Origin of the sequence: Undibacterium sp. 14-3-2 (assembly GCF_016595265.1) — a bacterium.
GTDB classification, from domain to species: domain Bacteria; phylum Pseudomonadota; class Gammaproteobacteria; order Burkholderiales; family Burkholderiaceae_D; genus Undibacterium; species Undibacterium aquatile.
Genome location: NZ_JAENGS010000001.1, coordinates 562,832 through 581,954 on the forward strand (window position 1 = coordinate 562,832; position 19,123 = coordinate 581,954).

Here is a 19,123-nt window from a genome sequence, read left to right on the forward strand (position 1 = left end):
CGGATCAGATTGTGCTCAGGTCACTATTTGCCTCTGATTGATCCCAGCAAAGCTGCTTGCGCATCAAGTTGTCGGGCCACATTGCCGCAGACCAGATCACATAAGTCATAGACGGATTGATCGGCGATCTGGTAGAACACCGTTGTACCACGACTCTGACGTTCAACCAGTCCGTGTTTTGCCAGCGTCGATAAATGGCGTGAGGCATTCGCCTGAGAGCATTGGCAGCGTTCAGCCAGTTCACCAACATTCAGTTCGCCATCGCGCAGACAATTCAGAATGCGCAAACGCGTTGGCTCTGCCAACGCTGAGAAATACTGCGCGACTTGCGTCAACGCCTGATCTGACAAGCCTTCCATCACAGTAGTAAGCTCCGCTTCTAAAGCGACAATCATACCATTTCAATGCGTAATGCAGGTGTCCTTCCAGAGAAGCGGATGCCAGCGGCTACTCTTAGAGCTCAGCACGAAAGCACAGTGCCGCGGTCATTCCAAGCTGTCAGGCTGTTAAAATAGCCTGACTCATACTTTTCATCTGCAACATGTGCGCTACCCCAATTACTGTGAACGTTCCGGTCGAACAACTGTGTGTCGGCTTATATGTTCATCTCGATATTTCCTGGCTTGATCATTCCTTTGCGTTGAACAGTTTTAAGATAAAAAACGAACAGGAAATTCTGGCACTTCGCCAGTTAGGTTTGAAAACGATCAGGGTGAATCCGTACAAGTCGGATTGTCGGCCTCTGCCACCGCCATCGGCCAACGCACCCGTTGCAGAAGTAGCCCTGCCGACGCCCGAGGAACTTGAGAAAATCAAAGAAAAGCGCGCGCGGATTGATCGTCTTCTGAAAGAGCGCAATGCTATTGCCGAGTGTGAAAAGGAATTGCTGAAAGCAGCAGGGACGTTAAAAAATATTACGAAGAACCTGTTCGCCCGCCCGCAAGAATCCGTCCGGCAAGCCGATGAACTGGTGCAACAGATGCTGGAGTCTCTGCTCGTTGATAAGGATATCGCGATCCATCTGATGAATGACAAAATTGCTGGTGAAGAGGCTTATTACCATTCGCTGAATGTGACTGTGCTGACGATGATGCTGGCGAAAGAACTCGCTTTTTCCGCCGATGATATCAAGTTGATGGGTATGGGATGCCTGTTTCACGACATAGGAAAAATGGAGATTCCTGACCGGATTGTTAATAAGACATTTGAATTGACGCGTGCTGAGCAGAATTTATTGCGACAGCATGTTTTTTATGGTCAGCAAATTGCTGAAAAATTACATTTGCCAAAACAGGTGCTGGATATTATCAATCTGCATCACGAACATATGGATGGAAGCGGTTATCCGGGTGCTTTGCCGGGCGATAAAATTTCCCCGCTGGCGCGTATTGTGACGATAACGAATGCTTACGATAATTTGTGTAATTGCCCTAATCCTGCAGATTCCATGAGCCCTTACGAGGCGATGGCGCATATGTTCGGTCATCTGCGCAAGCAGTTTGACCCTGCTGCTTTGAATCTGTTTATCCGCAGTATGGGTATTTATCCTCCCGGAACGATAGTCCGGTTATCTGATGGCACTTACGGTATGGTCGTTGCTGTCAATTCTGGTAAGCCTTTACGTCCCAGTGTATTGATCTATGATCCTAGTGTCCCTAAATCGGAGGCGATTATTCTTGATCTGGTTCATGAGCCGGTTCTCGAGATTGAGGCCAGTCTCAAGCCGGCGCAGCTTGCACCTGAAATATACGAATATCTGAGCCCACGCAAACGCATGACTTATTTCTTCGATACCCAGAAAAACGCCAGACAGTCATCCTGATACGTCCGTCAGAAGAGACTGATTCCCAGCTGCTCACAGCGCAGCAAGAGCGGCAAATTTATCCGGATAAAGACATGACCAGTTATCTGCATGCGACTGCGAGGCAACGCATAAACGGCATCATTGAAGATTTTCGAGAATTGCTACCCGCATCACCTGCATGGGGTAGTCCGCATTTGCCACACCTGAATACTCCGGTTGCATTTGATGATGGCGTCATCATCGGGTATGGCTACCTGTGCGGAAAAATGGTATTCGCTGCTGTGCAGGATGGCAATTTCATGGGCGGTGCGGTAGGCGAAATTCATGGTGCCAAATTAGTTGGCTTATTGCACAAAGCGCTACTGGAAAAACCGGTGGCGGTGATACTTCTCGCTGAGTCTGGTGGTGTGCGCTTACAAGAAGCCAACGCGGGTTTGATCGCAGTTTCTGAGCTGATGCGGGCAGTATTGGCGGTGCGTGCAGCCGGTATTCCTGTAATCGTACTTAATGGCGGCCAGCATGGATGTTTTGGCGGTATGGGCATCGTCGCCAATTGCGCGGATACTCTCGTCATGTCGACCGAGGCGCGGTTGGGTATGTCCGGGCCCAGAGTCATTGAAACTGTGCATGGTGTTGAGGAATTTGACTCCAGAGATCGTGCGTTGGTATGGCAAGTCAACGGTGGCGAACATCGCTATCGTAGTGGCGATTGCCAGATGCTGGTGGACGATACGATTGCCGCATTTAAAACAGCGGCGGCACAGGCAATGACGGTCACCAGGCAGACAGTATCGGGCTTCAGCTCACTTGAAGCAGAACATGCAATGTTGACGCAGCGCTTAGCGACATTCCCACTAGCGATTGGCGATACTGGTTACGCCGATACTTGCAGAGTCGGGAAGCCTGAGCCGGAATGGGGTCATCTGGCGGCACAGCTTTTTCCTGAGGGATATGACATCGCCGAAGCAAACTCGTTGTTATCAGGCACTGCGCAAATGAATAGCGCAACCATCAGCGTTATTGGTACGACAAATCACACCGAAATCGGAGTGGAAATCGCTCTGAAGCAGGCACAACTGGTGTTGATGACGATGCGTGATTATCCGGAGCGACCGATTTTGTTGCTGGTCGATACGACGGGGCAGCGTTTGCGTCGCAGGGATGAAATGCTGGGCCTCCAACGATATATGGCGCATCTGGGAAAATGTATAGAATCAGCGCGGCGAAACGGACATAAGATCATCGCTTTGGTCTATGGGCAGGCCTTATCCGGAGGTTTTGTCAGTAGCGGTATGATGGCAGATGCTTGCTACGCGCTACCTTCGTCAATAATCAGAGTCATGGATTTATCTGCCATGGCGCGCATTATGAAAATCCCACTGGAAACGCTTGCCGGGTTGGCGCAATCTCATCCGGTTTTTGCGCCCGGCCCTGAAAACTATCTGCGCATGGGGGGGGGACAGGAAATTTGGAAAAATAATCTGGCATTTTGTCTGATGACCGCATTCGCAGATATTTCCAATGAAGATTTACGTATGTCGCACGGCACCGCACGAGGTGGGCGTGTTATGGCACAAAAAGTCGTTGATGCCGTATTATTTGCAGATATTAAACGTTAAGGCAGTATTGAATTGGATCAGATTGAACAATTTCAGCGTCACGATCTGGTGTGGTTATCTGATCAGGCATGGAGCGACATTTTTTCCAGGCAAACGCAAAATAGCGAGGGTTTGCAACGCTGGCAACGTGAGGAGTGGCCAGCTGTGGTGTTGCGCCGGGATGCGGACGCCGCCGATGATGAAGTCTGTATAGGATTTGACCTGTCGCTGACGGATGGACGTAAGCCATACATATTTGCCAGAACCAGAGTCGAGTACATCATAGAGCATCAGTCGAGCTTATCGCTGAGCACGGTAATTCCAGTGGCGCCTGTTGCCTGGCAAACAGCTTTACGAGAGCTGAATCTGGAGGCAACGGCTGCCGGTGTGCGCTTACGCGTGTATGGTGCACTCGCGTTGCAGTTTCTGACGGGATTAAATTATCTCGATACGAATTCCAGAATTGACATCCTGTTTCGTCCGCAGGACCACAAACATCTTGTTGCCGGACTGACTTTATTGCAGCGTTATCGTGAACAAATGCCGCTGGATGGTGAAGTCATCTTTCCACGTGGGCAGGCAGTCAGTTGGAAGGAGTGGTTATTATCCGATTCGGTGCCGGACGCTGCGCAGGATCAGCTTGTTCTGGTGAAAGACATGTATCAGGCCCGGCTACTTCCCAAACATGTGCTGACAGAAAGTCTGCATGAAACTTAGCCTTGCCGGAATGGCAAAATACAGACATGTTCAAAGCAAAGACTGATTCGGTTCCGAATGCCCTCATCACTCGACGAGTTGATTACCTGGATCAGTCCGGACAGCTTATTTCAACGCACCTGCAGTTTAGTAACGACGGCGTGGCTGAGCAGAACCTGAGCCGCTGTGTTTTTCAATATGGCGGAAAGTGATGCGGCCTTTAGTCAAATCATAAGGCGACATTTCCAGTGTTACTTTATCTCCCGCAAGAATGCGGATGTGATGCTGACGCATTTTGCCTGATGTGTAGGCGATCAGTTGATGTCCATTTTCCAGATTCACTCTGAAGCGGGAGTCCGGTAAAACTTCTTCAACCAGGCCGCTCATTTCTAACAGTTCTTCTTTTGCCATTGTGGGTTCACATTCATATTAATGATTAGGTACTGTCGCTGTTGCGGCAGTTGATATAGTCCTGCAATGACATTCATTGCAGGAGCTGGTTTTACTTATTGTTCGTACAGCGTATCCGCTGCATTTAAGAGAAAAAGATCGTTATGCTGGCCATACTTGTATGGCATTTACGTCAGAGCGTAAAGACATATCCGGAAAATCAGCACAGGCAAGAGCCACCAATTGACGTAAAGTACTAAGCTGACGGAAGAGGATAACGGATGCCGGAAAATTTTTTTGATAATTGGACTAACTCACTTTAACGAGAGATTATACCCTGATTAGGTGGTCGTAGTCGTTTCTCAGATTTTCCTTTTCATAATCACTACCTCATTGTCTTTTACAGACAGGGCTGAGAGCGATCATAAATTTTCACACCTAAATGGACAATGCGAGGGATCGTTCTCCATTAACTGAGATCTGGAGCATTCAGGCAGGTGCCAAGTCCAATAATGTCGGTGTATGATTCTGTCATTATAAATAATGTAATCTTTATGGGTAATTTCTCATCTTTTTCTGCAGAAGTAGAAGTAAAACAGAATAACAGGCTGTGGCATCGTTGGAACAGGATTACCACTGTAGTTTTTTTACTGACAGCGATATTGTATGTTGCCAACACTTGGTCGCCATCTTCTTACGGTATAGCGCTGAAACACTTTTTTGGTTATTCCGCAAGTGGTCCCGACCTTGGAAAACCACGTCCTATTCGCAGCGACGAATGGATAGTGGCGACGCCGCTGACACAAGCGACGGTGAATAATCATTTCCAACGCTATAACCAGACCTCGTTATACAAAGAAGATTTGCGGATTAATTACGGTTTGCCAGTAATGGATTGGGGCATTATTTTTAAGCCCACGATGTGGTTGTACAAATTCGTGAATCCTGCCTATGCATACTCATTTCACTGGTATGCCATATTTAGTTTATTTATTTTTGGTTATGCATTTTTATTTCGGCAGTTGGGAGCAAGTCCGGTAATCGCCTACGGTTTGTCTTTCGGTTTGTATTTCACTGGTTTTGCACAATTTTGGTGGAGCGAGAAAGGGCCGATATTTGCCTTCTTTCCATGGGTGATTCTACCTTTGTTCTCGCGCATTTCCATCTGGGCGAAAGCATTGCTGCTCTACTGGCTGGCGGTTTGCTGGTTACTGGTTGACTTCTATCCGCCTATACAAATCTCTCTTGCATTTACCGGGGCAGTACTTTTACTGGCGTACAGGCCAGAATTATTCAAATTTAAAACCTGCGTGATTCTGATTTTAGTTGCAGGCCTGGCCTCCTTAACGACGGCAGCATATCTTTGGGATTATTTGCAGGCAACAGCACAAACAGTGTATCCCGGTGGTCGTAGCGTAGGGGGCAATCATACGTTTGATCGTTTTTTTCTTTCATGGTTTTTCCCCGCATTGAATTTTCACTGGGAATATGAGCCGACTATCGCAGCCAATATTTCTGAGTTGGGCACGGTTGGGATGTATTACTACTTGCTGATCGCTTGTTTTCTGGATTTCAATAACTGGCGAAATCCATGGAGTGATCAAAAAACTCGTTTGCGTTTATTGATACTGGGGACCGGTTTTTTAATGATGGCAGCATGGATGTTATTACCTCTGCCTGATTGGGTTGGTAAGCCGTTGCTGTGGAATCATGTGCAGGCTGCACGGATGCAGTTCGCAGGAGGGGTATTGCTGACTTGCCTGATGTTCGTTGCCGCGAACAGTTTTGGCTTGAAATTGTCGCTTCTCCGAGGCGTGATTCTGAGTGCGATTGTTCTGTCTGCCTGGTATTGCATCAAACGTCCTGAAGACAGGAGTATTGCTGAAGAACTCGTATTTTTGTTCCTGCTAGTGATGGTTTATGCCGGTGTTCGCAGGCAATGGTTTAAGCCTCACCACGGATTAGTTACTATTTCTCTGATACTTGCTGCACTGCTATTTGGACGTTTCAATCCGTTGCAGCCAGCATGGCCGATTTTTAATCACGAAAAAAATGAAATAATCCGGAATTATGATGCATTAGCGTCAGCAAATAATGGTGTGCTTGCCGTTCAGGATTTACCCGGTGCCACGGCAAATGGAATGGGTTTTCTATCGGTAAGTCACGTTACCCCCGTTCCTCATTTGGAATTCTGGCGCAAGCAATTTCCAGAGCTATCGGCCGCGGAGCTAAACCACGTATTCAATCGGTATTCTCACATTCATCTCACTGGTGAAATTGAAAAACCTGACTCCCCTCAACTGGACGTGATAAGGGTGCCGTTCAGTCACTTCAGTAGTGCTGGTCATTTACCAGCTCAATACGTAAATTTCAGTTCTTTGCCCGATAAAAAAGATGGTGCATTTAAAGTTGAAATTAAGGATGATAAGCAACTTGTGCTGAAAGGATGGGCACCTTGGCAAGGACCGTTGCAAGAGCATGCTCTGGAGATCATGATTACGCCTGTAACCATTGGCGAACCCAAAAATGAAATGATGATGCGCCCGGATCTGCCGATGAATACCAATCACCAGGTCTCCGCATTAAATGGGTTTACGTTGCGCATTCCAGTGAATGGTAACGTCTCTTCGCTGTGCCTCGTATCACTTGACGTCTCGACTGGTCGTCGAATCTTGTTGAATAATCCAGAAGGTTTGCCTTATTGCGACTTGAACGAAAAAAAACTCAGCTTGCCGGCTGACTATGTCACATTCAATTCCTTGCCAAACGAAAAGGATGGTTATTTCAACGTCGAAACAACGAAGGGCAAGCAACTGATATTGACAGGATGGGCTGCCTGGAAAGCGCCACTGCAAGAGCATGCACTCGAAATCATGGTTAGTCCGGGGGCAAATGGTGCGCCTGTGCACGAAATGATGATGCGCTCAGATTTACCGATTAACACGAATAATCAGGTTCCGGCAATGAATGGATTTACTCTGTCCATTCCAGTGACTGGCAAAATCTCCTCACTTTGCTTGGTATCGCATGACGTCGGCACAGGCCGTCGGGTATTGTTGAATAACCCAGTAGATTTACCTTATTGCGAATTAAAAAAATGACCAAATTGTTACCCCGGATAGCGATTCTGATACCGTGCTATAACGAAGAATTAACGGTGCCGAAAGTAATCCGTGATTTTCAGGCTGCGCTTCCTGCAGCGAGTATTTACGTGTTTGATAATAACTCCCGTGATAAAACGAAAGAGGTGGCGGCTGCCGCAGGTGCAATTGTGGTGGATACACCCTTGCAAGGTAAAGGCAATGTCGTGCGCCGCATGTTTGCCGACGTCGAAGCAGATGTTTATCTGATGGTCGATGGAGATGCAACTTACGATGCCAGTTGCGCCAACAAATTAATAGCGAAGCTGTTGAATGAGCATCTGGATATGGTTGTTGGTTGCCGCGTCGATCAGGGGCAGGCAGAAAACTATCGCCCAGGGCATCGTTGGGGTAATCAGTTGTTAACAGGCGCTGTCAGGAGTGTTTTTGGCGGCAAATTCACCGATATGTTATCCGGATACCGTGCATTCTCCCGACGCTACGTGAAGTCGTTTCCCGCATTGACTAAGGGCTTTGAAATTGAAACTGAGCTGACAATACACGCGCTGGAATTGCGTATGCCGTATGGCGAGGTCACGACTCCCTACGGTGCCCGCCCGGAAGGATCCGAGAGCAAACTCTCTACTTACCGCGATGGCTTTCGTATTCTGAAATCCATTATTCGTTTTTATATGATGGAGCGACCATTTGCTTTTTTCGGCATCATCAGTCTGCTGTTGACATTGCTGTCGCTAGGCTTAATTGGTCCGGTGGTTCTGGAATTTTATGAAACCGGGTTGGTGCGCCGATTGCCGACAGCGGTTTTGAGCGTAGGTGTGATGTTGTCCGGCTTATTGTCGCTTCTTTGCGGTTTATTACTCGACAATGTCACCCGCGGACGGCATGAAATGAAACGCCTTGCTTATTTGTCGGTTGCCCGTTTTGCTGAGCGGTACGACGCGTAATGGTGAAAAAAGAATTACTGCGTTTTGCGATTGCAGGTACTGTTGGCTTCGTCGTCGATGCCGGTGTTTTATATCTGGTAAAAGACAGCCTTGGCTATTACTTGGGACGTGCACTGTCATTTTTTCTGGCAGTGTTTTGTACCTGGTTACTGAACCGGCAGTTCACGTTTCATCAGAAGGCCTCGGGCGTTTCCCCGGTTCTTGAATTCATCCGTTATTTTTGGCTGATGCTGGGTGGCGGAGCAATCAATTATCTGACGTATGCAGCGCTGATTCACTGGTTTTCCTATATGCAGAAATACCCGGTGTGGGCGGTAGCTGCGGGCAGTGTTGCCAGTATGACGATTAACTTTCTCTCCCTGAAATATGTGCTGTACTCGAAACAAAAAAAGCACATATAAATTCAATACGGGAGATCAAACAAGCGTTCCGTGATTGCAATTGGGGAACCGGATCGGTACTGACAGTGTAACCTGGGCTGTACTATCACCGAGGACGGAAGGCTGAGTTGGGTGTATTGACTGGTTTGGAAAAACACTGTTCCGAACCAGTCAATACGCCAAAAATTTTCATCCTTCGGGAAGGCGAAAATTGATGGCAAGTGATTGTTATTAAAAGAGTTTTTCGAAAAGTCCACTAAAATCGTTAATTGACTTATCTAGTCAGTAACTGATTTGTCTCACCACTTACTGATCTTTAACATCCGTTCCTACACCATGCGCTTGCTGATCTGCGTGGTATGACGAGCGCACCATTGCGCCGACGGCGGCGTGGGCGAAGCCCATTTTGTAGGCTTCTTCTTCATACATTTTGAAGACGTCAGGATGCACATAACGGCGCACTGGCAGATGATGCCCGCTTGGTGCCAGATATTGGCCTATGGTCAGCATATCGACATTGTGAGCACGCATATCGCGCATCACTTGCAGCACTTCTTCATCGGTTTCACCGAGACCAACCATGATGCCGGATTTGGTTGGCGTGTTCGGATGTTGTTCTTTGAAACGCTTGAGTAAGCTCAGTGAATATTCGTAATCTGAACCGGGGCGCGCTTCTTTGTAGAGGCGTGGCGCAGTTTCCAGATTGTGGTTCATCACATCAGGTGGTGCCAGGTTCAGAATTTCCAGTGCACGATCCATGCGGCCACGGAAATCCGGCGTCAGAATTTCTATGCGCGTGGCTGGCGACAATTCGCGGATTTTAATAATGCATTCGGCAAAGTGAGCCGCGCCGCCGTCGCGCAGATCGTCACGATCAACCGAGGTAATGACAACATAACTGAGTTTGAGATCCGCAATGGTTTTAGCCAGATTCAATGGTTCATTGACGTCGAGCGGATCTGGACGGCCATGACCGACATCGCAGAACGGGCAGCGGCGTGTGCACTTATCTCCCATGATCATGAAGGTTGCCGTGCCTTTGCCGAAGCATTCGCCGATGTTCGGGCAGGAAGCTTCCTCGCAGACCGTGACCAGTTTGCTGGCACGCAGGATGTCTTTGATTTCGTAGAAGCGGGTTGTCGGTGAGCCAGCTTTCACGCGTATCCAGTCAGGCTTAGGCAAGCGTTCCATCGGCACAATCTTGATAGGAATGCGCGCAGTTTTGCTGGCACCTTTCTGTTTTTCAGTCGGATCGTAAGCAGCAGTCGTGGTGGCGGGGGATGCAGGTGTGTTGTCGGTTGTCATGATACGGATCGGTTCAGAAAATCAGAAAGCGTTTATTGAGTAACAGTCAAAAGGTGCTGCAAATGTTGTGCGAGTGTCGCCTGTACGTCGGCCAGCGGAACGCTGACTCCCAGCGTTTTCATATCCACCGTTGCCAGTCCCGCATAGCCGCAGGGATTGATCCATGAAAATGGTGTCAGATCCATAGCCACATTCAGCGAAACCCCGTGATAAGTGCAGCCATTGCCGCGCACTTTTAATCCCAGAGCGGCGATTTTGGCGCCTTTGTACTGGCCATCGCTGACATAAATGCCAGGCGCACCGGCTTTGCGTTCGCCGGCGAGATTATACGCTGCCAGCGTATCGATAACGGCCTGTTCTATCTTGTGCACAAATTCACGCGCAAACAAGCGCGCTTTCGGGTGGCTGCGTCGCAAATCCATCATCAGATAAATCACAACCTGGCCCGGACCATGATAAGTGACTTCGCCGCCGCGATCGGTCTGCACAACCGGAATATCATGCGCCGCCAGTACATGCGACTGATCTGCGCCGAGGCCGAGTGTGAATACAGGAGGATGTTCAACGATCCAGAACTCATCCGGCGTCTGCGCATCGCGCGCATCGGTGAATGCACGCATCGCATCAAAAGTGAGCTGATAAGATTCAACGCCGCGATGGATGACGCGAGGGGAGATGGAATTAGACAGAGCTGCTTGCATAGAACGCTAGTGTAACATCGCTGCGGGACGAATTCTGCTTTTAGCGCCGCCAGCAATTGTGGCATGTATTGCGTGGCGCCGCTTGCCGAGGAGTCTCAGTGAGCGCGTTTCGACAAGTTAATGCGTTCCCAAAAAAATAAAGATCACGCGGACATCCCGGTGATCTTTATGCTGAAACACTGGCTACGTTGATCAGGCAAAAACGTGGCTGATTTTTTGCGTCAGTTTTTGCCATTGGAACGGGAATCCTGCAATTTTTGCTGACGCATTTTGTGGCTGGTTTGCTGCCACGGATGCAATGCTGCTATTTTGCTGATCGGCTTCAATCACTACCAGACGGTGAGCAGGTACCGTTACGGATTCGCCAGCGCTCAGCCAGAAATCTTCGTCTTCACCGGCAATCGTCAGCCAGACACGGCCAGCTGTAACGGTGAATGTTTGTGCTTGTTCACTTTGACCTGAAACGGTGTCGCCCGCGGTGATAGTGAATGATGGTTTTGCGAAATTAATTGTCATTTCCAGACTCCTTGCGATATCTGCATAAAGTTAAATATGCAGCAATTTATCTCTGAAAAGACCAATCCTGCATTACGATGTCAGAATTGTAGTCGTTGGAAAGTAAGATGCAAAACGAGTAATTTTGTCTTTCCTTGCTAATTAAATTCACAGTAATATGCGTTATCGAAATAGGAGATATAAGCCAAATGGATTTCCGCCGTCTGCCGAATCTTGCTGCTTTGCGTGCGTTTGAAGCGGCTTCCCGTCATGAAAATTTCTCGCGTGCTGCTGACGAAATTCACCTGACCCACGGCGCGATCAGCCATCAGGTCAGGGCGCTGGAAGAAGAGCTCGGCGTGGAGCTATTTGTCCGAACCGGGAAGCGCATTCGCATTACGCCGGACGGCGAGCATTTTGCCAGCGCGATCCGGCGTTCCTTGCAAGAGTTGGCGGATGCGGCGGATTTGCTGCGGGATCGCAACAAGCAAAAACGCTTGGGGATCACGTCGCTGCCTTCATTTGCTGCCCGCTGGTTGTCGCCGCGTCTGGGGCGTTTCATCGAACACCACCCCGACCTGGAGGTCAGTCTGCAATCGAGTTCATCGCTGGTCGATTTCACCCGCGAGCAGGTGGATATTGCGATACGTTTTGGCCTCGGACATTATCCGGGACTCGTCAGCGAATTGCTGATGGGCGATGAATATTATCCTGTCATCAGCCCCACTTATCAGGCTGATAAAGTGCCGCAGACGCCAGCCGAGCTGGTGGGGGCGCATTTGCTGCGTTGTGACGAAGAGCCCTGGTTGCCGTGGTTCCGGGCTGCCGGGCTGGATGCGGATGAACCCAGTGGCGGCCTGATTTTTCAGGACTCCTCCATGCTCGCCAGAGCGGCGGTCGATGGTCAGGGAATCGCGCTCGGCAGGCATGCGATCGTTGAATCGGATATTCAATCCGGCCTGCTGCGACGCTTGTTTGACATCAGTATTCCTTGCCCGGTGTCGTATTACCTCGTGTATCCGGCGAGTTCTATGGATAAGCCACAGGTCAGGGCATTCAGGGAATGGCTACTGGCAGAAGTGCGCTCGGCCAGAACCTAGTTTTTTGCATACTCCCCCTCGTTTTAATGAAAAAGCCCTTTATGTCCGCAGAAATAAAGGGCTTTAAAATATACTGGGGGGGAGTATATTTAGTGCTAAATATTGCTTACAGCACGACTTTGACCATAGGATGGCCAGACAACTCGCGGTACAGATTGTCGAGTTGTTCACGGCTGGTGGCCCAGACCGTAACCGTTAATGACAGATAGGTGCCTTTGCTGGAAGGGCGCATATCCATTTTCCCGGCGTGAAACGTCGGGTCGTGCAGCGTCACTACTTCCACGATGGTTTGTGCAAAGGCGTCGTGCATTGCGCCCATGATCTTGATCGGAAAATCACTCGGATATTCGATCAGACTCTCTTCTGGCGGGATAGGTTTCATTTCCATGATAATTCCATTTCTTCATCTTGCCGGACGGCGCTTTGCATTCCTGAGTTCATGAAGAAATGGAAATACGCTGCGCTTACGCCGCTTTGGCTAATTGATATGCGGCATACAGTTGCTTGTAGATGGGGCCTGGCAGGCCATTTCCAATAGTCTGATCGTCAAGTTTGACGACGGCAAGCACTTCTTTCGTCGCTGATGACAACATGACTTCATCTGCCGCAAATACTTCATCACGGGTGATACGGCAGGCTTTGAACGGGATATGGTTGGCGGCACAGATTTCTTCGATCAGCGCATAACGTATGCCTTCCAGAATCTGATTGTCTTTCGGTGGCCCCATCAGCACGCCGTCTTTCACGATCCAGACATTCGATGACGAGGCTTCGGTCAGATAGCCGTTGCGGAATTGTATAGTTTCTGTGACGCCGTTTTCAGCCGCGTTCTGCGCCGCAAAAACATTGCCGAGTAAAGAAATCGATTTGATTTCGCAGTGCAGCCAGCGCAGGTCTTCCATAGAGACGCAGGCGACGCCATGTTCACGCGCTTCTGCGGATGGCATCACGATAGGATTGGTCATGATGAACACGGTCGGTGTCACATCTTTTGGGTAAGCGTGGGCACGCTTGGCAACACCGCGTGTGATTTGCAGATAGACCATCTGATCATCGGCTTCATGCGCATCCATGACCTTGGCGATCAGCGCCAGCCATTCTTCCTTGCTGTGCGGATTGTTGATTCCGATCGCGTCGAGGCTGCGAAACAGGCGTGCCAGATGCTGGTCTGCGCGGAACATCTTGCGACCATAAACGGGAATGACTTCGTAAATACCATCGCCAAAAATAAAGCCGCGATCCAGCACGGAAATTTTAGCTTCGGAGAGGGGCGTCATTGCGCCGTTCAGATAAACCAGAGGATCATTCATGATGTGAGTGCCAGTGAGAAGAAAGAACTTATTCTCACACAAATAATGCTGCCAGATTATGCAAATATCGCATACAAGGATGCCTGCGGGTTATTTGTCTGGTGCTGTATTTGCTTGAAATCAGCCTTGCTGAAGACGTAAAAAAGCCACGCAAACCGGGCGGCGAGCGTGGCTTTTTGTGGGCATGACGCGTTACGCTGGCATGCGTGTCTTCTGACTTATTTGAACATCAGACGAATCGAATCCCAGGCGCGGCCAAAGATGCTGGCCTGATCGACTTTTTCTAAAGCGAGTACCGGGAATTCAGCAATCGCTTTGCCATCGAGCATCATTTTCACGGTGCCGACCTTGCTGTTCTGGGCGATCGGTGCCACCAGCGGATCTTTGCGTTCCAGCGCTGGTTTCAGTTTAGCTGCCGAGCCTTTTGGCAGCGTCACGTACAGGTCGCGGTCGAAACCGATCTTGATCTGTGCCTGCGAACCTTTCCAGATCACCGGCGTGTCGATGGCCTGGCCTTTGGCATACAGTTTGACCGTATCGAAATTCAGGAAGCCCCAGTTCAGCAATTTCAGGCTTTCCTGCGCCCGCACCTGGTCGCTGGCGGTGCCGGTGACAACAGAAATCAGGCGGCGCTGACCTGTGCCATTCGGACGATTCGCCGAAGAGATCAGGCAATAACCCGCCGCTTCGGTATGGCCGGTTTTCATGCCATCGACGGTTGGATCCAGCCACAGCAAACGGTTGCGGTTAGGCTGGGTGATTTTGTTGTAGGTATAGCTCTTGGTGCTGTAATAGGTTTTGTAATACTCAGGAAAGTCACTGATCAGGCGTGCCGCTAAAGTGGAAAGATCACGTGCGGTGGCATAGTTTTCCGGGCTGGGCAGACCATGCGGATTGCCGTAATGGCTGGATTTCATGCCTATGCGTTCTGCTTCGCGGTTCATCTGCACGACGAAGGCTTCTTCGCTGCCTGCGACGGCCTCAGCCAGCGCGACGGCAGCATCGTTACCGGATTGCACAATCAGACCGTACAGCAATTCATTGATGGTGACAGGCTTGTTTGGCTCGATGAACATCTTCGAGCTGCTGGCATCGACTTTCCAGGCGCGGGTAGATACATTCACGCTCTGATTCAGATCGAGCTTTTTCTCTTTGAGCGCAGAAAAGACCATGTAGGCTGTCATGATTTTCGTCAGCGACGCTGGTTCTATGCGCAGATCCGGGTCTTGGGCGGCGATCACCTGATTGCTGGTGGCATCCACCAGTATCCAGGATTTCGCAGCAACTGTCGGTGCTGGCAGAGTTTGTGCCATCGCCACTGACATCGTCAGCAGTGAGGCGGCAATAGTGGCAAGGAATTTTTTCATTGGATGAGACTTAAAAAAACAAAAAATAAAAGCAAAAGGGGATAAAAGCAAAAGGCTTCAACGCTCAGCAGGTTTATCCCACATGCTGGTGACCAGCTGTTTGATATGGTGCAGGCGACGATGGAAAAAATGATCGGCACCGGGAATCACGGTGACCGGAATATCTTGCGGGCGCAGCCAGTCGAGCACGGCGGACAGCGGTATCGTGTCATCCTGTTCGCCGTGAATCAGTATGGTGTTCGCCGGAATCTCAGGCATTGCCCATTTACCGGCGGCAGCACCGACTAACACCAGCCGCTCGGCCGGCGTACCTGCCTGTATCAGCCTTTGTTGCAGGCAAGCCTGCACGAAGGTGCCGAAAGAAAATCCCGCCAGCGCTAATGGCAACGTGGGATAACGTGTACGCATGTGGGCCAGTAACAATGCCATGTCGTCGGTTTCGCCGATGCCTGCATCATGCGTTCCGGCAGACTGGCCGACGCCACGGAAATTCATACGCACGGCGGCGTAGCCCAAGCCCGTGAAAGTGCGTGCCAGTGTTTGCGCGACTTTGTTATCCATCGTACCGCCGTACAACGGATGCGGATGCGCGACCAGTGCCAGACCGAGCGGTGCTGCAAAAATTTCAGGATCAGGTAAATCGAGCGCGCATTGCAAAGGGCCGACGGCGCCGGGAATCAGAAAATGTTCAGTTTGTGCGTTCATGCGTAAAAATTAGGTGTTCGGTAATTGCAGGCGTTTGACGATGCCGCCGCCGACCAGATCCACATCAATGATTTCATCAATATCTGTCTGATCGACGAAGGTGTACCAGGTGCCTTGCGGGTAGACCACCATCACCGGGCCTTCATCGCAGCGATCGAGGCAACCCGCTTTATTAATGCGGATTTTGCCCTGACCATTCATATCCATTTGCTTGATGCGCCGTTTGGCGTGTTCCTGTGCGGCTTGCGCGCCGTGATCGGTGCAGCAGGGGCGACCATCGTCGCGTTGATTCATGCAGAAAAACACATGTTTTTGAAAATAGAGAGGTTCAGACATGATGAGCAATTCTTTAGCTTCAGGCAGTTAATCTGACTCCGGATGGCTATCCGGTGATAGCGGTCAGGCGAAGGGCGAACGGCTGTGCCGTCAAGCCGCTATGATACTGCAACTTGCGCAGCTGCCGGTTTGGGCTTTCGTAACAAAGTCCACAACGCCATCCAAGGCCAGCATAGTGATAAGAACTGCGCAGCACCGTTAAAGTTCAAAAATTTTCCCTGCACCCAGGTTTGCATCGTTGCGGCGAAGTAGGGATTGTCCGGTAACAGATTCAGCACCACGAGCGAAATCAGCAGCAGCAAAAATGCCAGTCGCTTTTGCGCCCGCACAGGCGCAAATGAAAAACCGTACAACATGATGGCGCTGATCAGCAAACCACCGATCGCGCCGGGCGTCAGCCAGGCATACGCATATTCGGGCTTGAACAGCAACGCGCTGGCGAGTGTTTTGGCGATCAGGGTCATACTCAGCAACAGCATGCCTAGCGGGAATTTTGGTGCATGGCGATTAAATAAACTCAGACAAATCAGGATGGCACCGGTACAACCGCTGGCTGTGATGAAGGTTTCTGCCAGCAGATATTCATCGGCACTGAATTCCATGCCTTGCAGAACAAATGCGCCGATGTCGATATCCATGTCGAACAAGTCGCTCAGGTGTTGCGACAATATCGGTAGCAATTGCCCCAGCCCGAACAGATAGGCCTGTGGATACAGTTGGGCCATCGGCCATAAACCCAGCAAGACGATTTCCCAGCTCGAATCCTGATACGTCCATTGTTTGCGCAATAATTGCAGACGTCCTTTTTCCAGTATCAGCGGCGTCAATAGCGCACCTAAGATCGCCCCCAGTACCGCACCGCTTGTGTTGGTCAGAAAATCCAGCAGCGAAGTGACGCGGCTCGGCAGAAAATATTGCACCAGTTCGGCCACCGCAGAGATCAACGCACCGCCAAAACAGGCGATCAGCGCCGCCCACCAGCGATTGACCAGCGGGTACAGCGCAAAGACGATCAGGGTGCCAAACGGGATATAGCCAACAATATTGATACCAGCATCAAATTTGGTCCAGTAACGTGGCCATTGCCGGATCACATCAGGCAGCGCAGATAAATTATTTGCCTGCCAGCCGGTAAATGGATACCAGCTCGCATACAGAATCAGTACGGTATAGGCGAGCAGGCAGACACGGGCGAAAGGGGAGCTGTGTAAGTGGCTGACGACGTGACTGAATAAGTGACTGTCCGCACTTGCGTCTGGCGACTGAGCGTGGTTGTCCGGCAGGTGTTCGCTCATGGCGGGAGTTAATTCAGAGCCAGGCTATTGAGCCATTGTTGCATGTCGTTGATCATGGTGTCGACCGCTGTTTGCATCGCCTTTGCACCGCTGGCAGCATCAGCGCTGGCAGCTGGTATCTGCAACAGAAAATTCCGCGTGCCGATAATGTTGCGTCCTCTAAGCACGATGCCGCGCGCATAAATGTGTGCATGGCTGGCGCTTGGCGTGGTGAATACCTGAGAAAATTCATCGAGCTCCAGGCGTAAGACCGGCAAACTTCCCGCGCTATCAGCGGTGTTGGTCACCACAGCGCCGCGCGAGTTCAGCACCAGCTTGATTCTTTGCGCGACTAACTGTGCGGGCGGCATACTCCAGCGCGCTTGCGCATACGGCTTCAACTGCTGTGCGTTATCGTATTGCAGGCGATACAGCATGGCATTGCTGTCGAGCGCGGCGGGTACCTGAATCTCGGCGAGGGCAATTTGCATTTTTGTGTTCGGCAGCGAGACCGTATTGAACGGGCCGAAATCGTATTGCTGGCGTTGTGCCGGAGCCGTGCTGCTGCAGGCGCTCAGCAGGCTGGCGCAGATCAGCAGTACGGGCAGAAAACGATAGTGAGTAAGGCGATAGAGTCGTTGCATACGATGTCCTCAGGTAGTCTTCTCTGTTATTTATTTGGGCGCGACAAAACCGGCTTCGCCGGGGCCGGGCGTGGCTGGCGGATTTCCAAACAGGATGCTTTGCGGCCTGTCGTTCAGATTTTCCGTGGTGCGGTTGAGAGAACGCAGGCTGCTGCGGGCTTCTCCGGTCAGACTCTGTATACGTGGCAGTGTTTCCATCGTTACGCCGTTACTCAGTTGGTCTAATGCCAGATTAAAGCGGGCGATCGGGCCATCGGCCGCCTGTAATTGCGTACTGAGCTGGTTCAGATTATTGGTGAAGCGCGATGCGTCTTTGGATAACACACTGACGGTGTTCAATGTGTTCTGCGTCTGATCGATCAGCCCGGGCAATTTATCCAGGGTCGGATTGAGTTTATTCGGTAACGCCTGCCACGCTTCCGCAGCTTTGTTGATATTGTCAACGGCGCTGATCATGGTTTGACGATTTTTCGGGTCGAGCAGGCTATTGATACGGCGGGTCAGTTCTTCGGTCTGCGTCAGAATTGCGAGCCCGCGCTCTTCCAGATTTTGCATGACGCCGGGACGCAGCGGAATCCGTTGCGTCGTACCATCCTGCGCTAAAGGGACAGAAGCGCCCGCTGTTTTGTCTTCATCGAGCTGCACAAATGCAATGCCCGTCACACCCTGATAGGCGAGAGTGGCGAAGGTGGCGCTGGTGACGGGCGTATCCGGAATCACTTCCAGACGCAGTATCAGTTGTCCCGGATTTTTATCATCAAAATCGATGTCGGTAACATTGCCGACTTTAATCCCTTTGTAGCGGACAGCCGCTTGCAGGTTGAGGCCGGAGACCGCCGATTTGGTCACGATCTCATACGGCGTGCGCTGAATTTTGTCGCGGCCCAGCCAGATAGCGATAAAAATGGCCAGTATCAATAAGGCGATGGTGAAGAAACCAGCGATTAAGGCGTGCGATCGGTTTTCCATGGCT

The 19,123-nt window shown here is 50.5% G+C and carries 20 protein-coding genes; 7 read left to right on the plus strand and 13 right to left on the minus strand.

The annotated features are described in order from the left end of the window. Nucleotides 1-23: 23 nt before the first annotated feature. Nucleotides 24-359, minus strand: a complete 336-nt coding sequence (locus Undi14_RS02470; RefSeq protein ID WP_186886138.1) for a metalloregulator ArsR/SmtB family transcription factor — start codon at nucleotides 357-359, stop codon at nucleotides 24-26. Between the two features lie 182 nt (nucleotides 360-541). Here Undi14_RS02470 and Undi14_RS02475 point away from each other — a divergent pair, with 182 nt between their 5' ends. The 3 genes from Undi14_RS02475 (at nucleotide 542) to mdcG (ending at nucleotide 4,119) form a co-directional block, all read left to right on the plus strand. Then, nucleotides 542-1,822, plus strand: coding sequence for an HD-GYP domain-containing protein (locus Undi14_RS02475; protein ID WP_200177794.1), 1,281 nt, complete (start codon nucleotides 542-544; stop codon nucleotides 1,820-1,822). 74 nt (nucleotides 1,823-1,896) lie between these two features. Next, on the plus strand, nucleotides 1,897-3,423 hold the full coding sequence (locus Undi14_RS02480; protein WP_200177795.1) for a biotin-independent malonate decarboxylase subunit beta: 1,527 nt from the start codon (nucleotides 1,897-1,899) through the stop codon (nucleotides 3,421-3,423). A gap of 12 nt (nucleotides 3,424-3,435) precedes the next feature. Next, entirely contained in the window at nucleotides 3,436-4,119 is a 684-nt protein-coding gene (mdcG, locus tag Undi14_RS02485) for a malonate decarboxylase holo-[acyl-carrier-protein] synthase (protein WP_200177796.1), read from the plus strand. A gap of 126 nt (nucleotides 4,120-4,245) precedes the next feature. Here mdcG and infA read toward each other — a convergent pair whose 3' ends face one another. Next, entirely contained in the window at nucleotides 4,246-4,509 is a 264-nt protein-coding gene (gene infA / locus Undi14_RS02490) for a translation initiation factor IF-1 (RefSeq protein ID WP_186896270.1), read from the minus strand. A 491-nt stretch (nucleotides 4,510-5,000) separates the two neighbouring features. Here infA and Undi14_RS02495 point away from each other — a divergent pair, with 491 nt between their 5' ends. From Undi14_RS02495 to Undi14_RS02505, 3 genes are read left to right on the plus strand one after another with little or no spacing between them, the layout of a single operon-like run. Continuing rightward, a complete protein-coding gene (locus Undi14_RS02495) occupies nucleotides 5,001-7,589 on the plus strand; it encodes a hypothetical protein (RefSeq protein ID WP_234030370.1) in 2,589 nt (862 codons plus the stop codon). Beyond that, nucleotides 7,586-8,533, plus strand: a complete 948-nt coding sequence (locus Undi14_RS02500; protein WP_200177798.1) for a glycosyltransferase — start codon at nucleotides 7,586-7,588, stop codon at nucleotides 8,531-8,533. The genes Undi14_RS02495 and Undi14_RS02500 overlap by 4 nt, the downstream gene beginning before the upstream one ends. Further along, nucleotides 8,533-8,934, plus strand: coding sequence for a GtrA family protein (locus Undi14_RS02505; protein ID WP_234030371.1), 402 nt, complete (start codon nucleotides 8,533-8,535; stop codon nucleotides 8,932-8,934). Before Undi14_RS02500 ends, Undi14_RS02505 begins: the two co-directional genes overlap by 1 nt. Nucleotides 8,935-9,219: 285 nt before the next feature. Here Undi14_RS02505 and lipA read toward each other — a convergent pair whose 3' ends face one another. From lipA to Undi14_RS02520, 3 genes are all read right to left on the minus strand, one after another. Beyond that, complete coding sequence (lipA, locus tag Undi14_RS02510) at nucleotides 9,220-10,218, minus strand: lipoyl synthase (RefSeq protein WP_200177799.1); 999 nt, start codon at nucleotides 10,216-10,218, stop codon at nucleotides 9,220-9,222. A gap of 32 nt (nucleotides 10,219-10,250) precedes the next feature. After that, nucleotides 10,251-10,919 carry a lipoyl(octanoyl) transferase LipB gene (lipB, locus tag Undi14_RS02515; protein WP_186896273.1) on the minus strand — a complete coding sequence of 223 codons (669 nt, stop codon included), beginning with the start codon at nucleotides 10,917-10,919 and terminating at the stop codon, nucleotides 10,251-10,253. Between the two features lie 192 nt (nucleotides 10,920-11,111). Then, nucleotides 11,112-11,435: a DUF2917 domain-containing protein gene (locus Undi14_RS02520; RefSeq protein ID WP_200177800.1), complete on the minus strand. Its 324-nt coding sequence runs from the start codon at nucleotides 11,433-11,435 to the stop codon at nucleotides 11,112-11,114. Between the two features lie 188 nt (nucleotides 11,436-11,623). Between Undi14_RS02520 and gcvA the strand changes: the two genes are divergently transcribed. Continuing rightward, complete coding sequence (gene gcvA / locus Undi14_RS02525) at nucleotides 11,624-12,514, plus strand: transcriptional regulator GcvA (protein ID WP_200177801.1); 891 nt, start codon at nucleotides 11,624-11,626, stop codon at nucleotides 12,512-12,514. 106 nt (nucleotides 12,515-12,620) lie between these two features. Here the strand turns inward: gcvA and Undi14_RS02530 are convergent, their stop codons facing one another. The 8 genes from Undi14_RS02530 to Undi14_RS02565 form a co-directional block, all read right to left on the minus strand. After that, on the minus strand, nucleotides 12,621-12,896 hold the full coding sequence (locus tag Undi14_RS02530) for a DUF493 family protein (RefSeq protein ID WP_186886139.1): 276 nt from the start codon (nucleotides 12,894-12,896) through the stop codon (nucleotides 12,621-12,623). Between the two features lie 82 nt (nucleotides 12,897-12,978). Next, on the minus strand, nucleotides 12,979-13,824 hold the full coding sequence (locus tag Undi14_RS02535) for a D-amino acid aminotransferase (RefSeq protein WP_200177802.1): 846 nt from the start codon (nucleotides 13,822-13,824) through the stop codon (nucleotides 12,979-12,981). A 218-nt stretch (nucleotides 13,825-14,042) separates the two neighbouring features. Then, nucleotides 14,043-15,191, minus strand: a complete 1,149-nt coding sequence (locus tag Undi14_RS02540; protein ID WP_200177803.1) for a D-alanyl-D-alanine carboxypeptidase family protein — start codon at nucleotides 15,189-15,191, stop codon at nucleotides 14,043-14,045. Between the two features lie 57 nt (nucleotides 15,192-15,248). Beyond that, nucleotides 15,249-15,896: an alpha/beta hydrolase gene (locus tag Undi14_RS02545; protein WP_186896276.1), complete on the minus strand. Its 648-nt coding sequence runs from the start codon at nucleotides 15,894-15,896 to the stop codon at nucleotides 15,249-15,251. A gap of 9 nt (nucleotides 15,897-15,905) precedes the next feature. Then, nucleotides 15,906-16,232, minus strand: coding sequence for a ferredoxin (locus Undi14_RS02550; RefSeq protein WP_186896277.1), 327 nt, complete (start codon nucleotides 16,230-16,232; stop codon nucleotides 15,906-15,908). 98 nt (nucleotides 16,233-16,330) lie between these two features. Continuing rightward, complete coding sequence (locus Undi14_RS02555) at nucleotides 16,331-17,527, minus strand: VanZ family protein (protein ID WP_200177804.1); 1,197 nt, start codon at nucleotides 17,525-17,527, stop codon at nucleotides 16,331-16,333. An 8-nt stretch (nucleotides 17,528-17,535) separates the two neighbouring features. After that, a complete protein-coding gene (locus Undi14_RS02560; RefSeq protein WP_200177805.1) occupies nucleotides 17,536-18,150 on the minus strand; it encodes an ABC-type transport auxiliary lipoprotein family protein in 615 nt (204 codons plus the stop codon). A 30-nt stretch (nucleotides 18,151-18,180) separates the two neighbouring features. Further along, nucleotides 18,181-19,119, minus strand: a complete 939-nt coding sequence (locus tag Undi14_RS02565; protein ID WP_200177806.1) for an MlaD family protein — start codon at nucleotides 19,117-19,119, stop codon at nucleotides 18,181-18,183. Between the last annotated feature and the right edge of the window lie 4 nt (nucleotides 19,120-19,123).

What these genes read in the sequence shown, in the direction of transcription:
- infA (WP_186896270.1), bottom strand. Translation starts at nt 4,509, where the DNA reads ATGGCAAAAGAAGAACTGTTAGAAATGAGCGGCCTGGTTGAAGAAGTT.
- lipA (WP_200177799.1), bottom strand. Translation starts at nt 10,218, where the DNA reads ATGACAACCGACAACACACCTGCATCCCCCGCCACCACGACTGCTGCT.
- Undi14_RS02470 (WP_186886138.1), bottom strand. Translation starts at nt 359, where the DNA reads ATGGAAGGCTTGTCAGATCAGGCGTTGACGCAAGTCGCGCAGTATTTC.
- Undi14_RS02565 (WP_200177806.1), bottom strand. Translation starts at nt 19,119, where the DNA reads ATGGAAAACCGATCGCACGCCTTAATCGCTGGTTTCTTCACCATCGCC.
- Undi14_RS02505 (WP_234030371.1), top strand. Translation starts at nt 8,533, where the DNA reads ATGGTGAAAAAAGAATTACTGCGTTTTGCGATTGCAGGTACTGTTGGC.
- Undi14_RS02530 (WP_186886139.1), bottom strand. Translation starts at nt 12,896, where the DNA reads ATGAAACCTATCCCGCCAGAAGAGAGTCTGATCGAATATCCGAGTGAT.
- Undi14_RS02475 (WP_200177794.1), top strand. Translation starts at nt 542, where the DNA reads ATGTGCGCTACCCCAATTACTGTGAACGTTCCGGTCGAACAACTGTGT.
- Undi14_RS02545 (WP_186896276.1), bottom strand. Translation starts at nt 15,896, where the DNA reads ATGAACGCACAAACTGAACATTTTCTGATTCCCGGCGCCGTCGGCCCT.
- Undi14_RS02500 (WP_200177798.1), top strand. Translation starts at nt 7,586, where the DNA reads ATGACCAAATTGTTACCCCGGATAGCGATTCTGATACCGTGCTATAAC.
- Undi14_RS02540 (WP_200177803.1), bottom strand. Translation starts at nt 15,191, where the DNA reads ATGAAAAAATTCCTTGCCACTATTGCCGCCTCACTGCTGACGATGTCA.
- Undi14_RS02520 (WP_200177800.1), bottom strand. Translation starts at nt 11,435, where the DNA reads ATGACAATTAATTTCGCAAAACCATCATTCACTATCACCGCGGGCGAC.
- Undi14_RS02535 (WP_200177802.1), bottom strand. Translation starts at nt 13,824, where the DNA reads ATGAATGATCCTCTGGTTTATCTGAACGGCGCAATGACGCCCCTCTCC.
- gcvA (WP_200177801.1), top strand. Translation starts at nt 11,624, where the DNA reads ATGGATTTCCGCCGTCTGCCGAATCTTGCTGCTTTGCGTGCGTTTGAA.
- Undi14_RS02550 (WP_186896277.1), bottom strand. Translation starts at nt 16,232, where the DNA reads ATGTCTGAACCTCTCTATTTTCAAAAACATGTGTTTTTCTGCATGAAT.
- Undi14_RS02560 (WP_200177805.1), bottom strand. Translation starts at nt 18,150, where the DNA reads ATGCAACGACTCTATCGCCTTACTCACTATCGTTTTCTGCCCGTACTG.
- Undi14_RS02555 (WP_200177804.1), bottom strand. Translation starts at nt 17,527, where the DNA reads ATGAGCGAACACCTGCCGGACAACCACGCTCAGTCGCCAGACGCAAGT.
- Undi14_RS02480 (WP_200177795.1), top strand. Translation starts at nt 1,897, where the DNA reads ATGACCAGTTATCTGCATGCGACTGCGAGGCAACGCATAAACGGCATC.
- lipB (WP_186896273.1), bottom strand. Translation starts at nt 10,919, where the DNA reads ATGCAAGCAGCTCTGTCTAATTCCATCTCCCCTCGCGTCATCCATCGC.
- Undi14_RS02495 (WP_234030370.1), top strand. Translation starts at nt 5,001, where the DNA reads ATGTCGGTGTATGATTCTGTCATTATAAATAATGTAATCTTTATGGGT.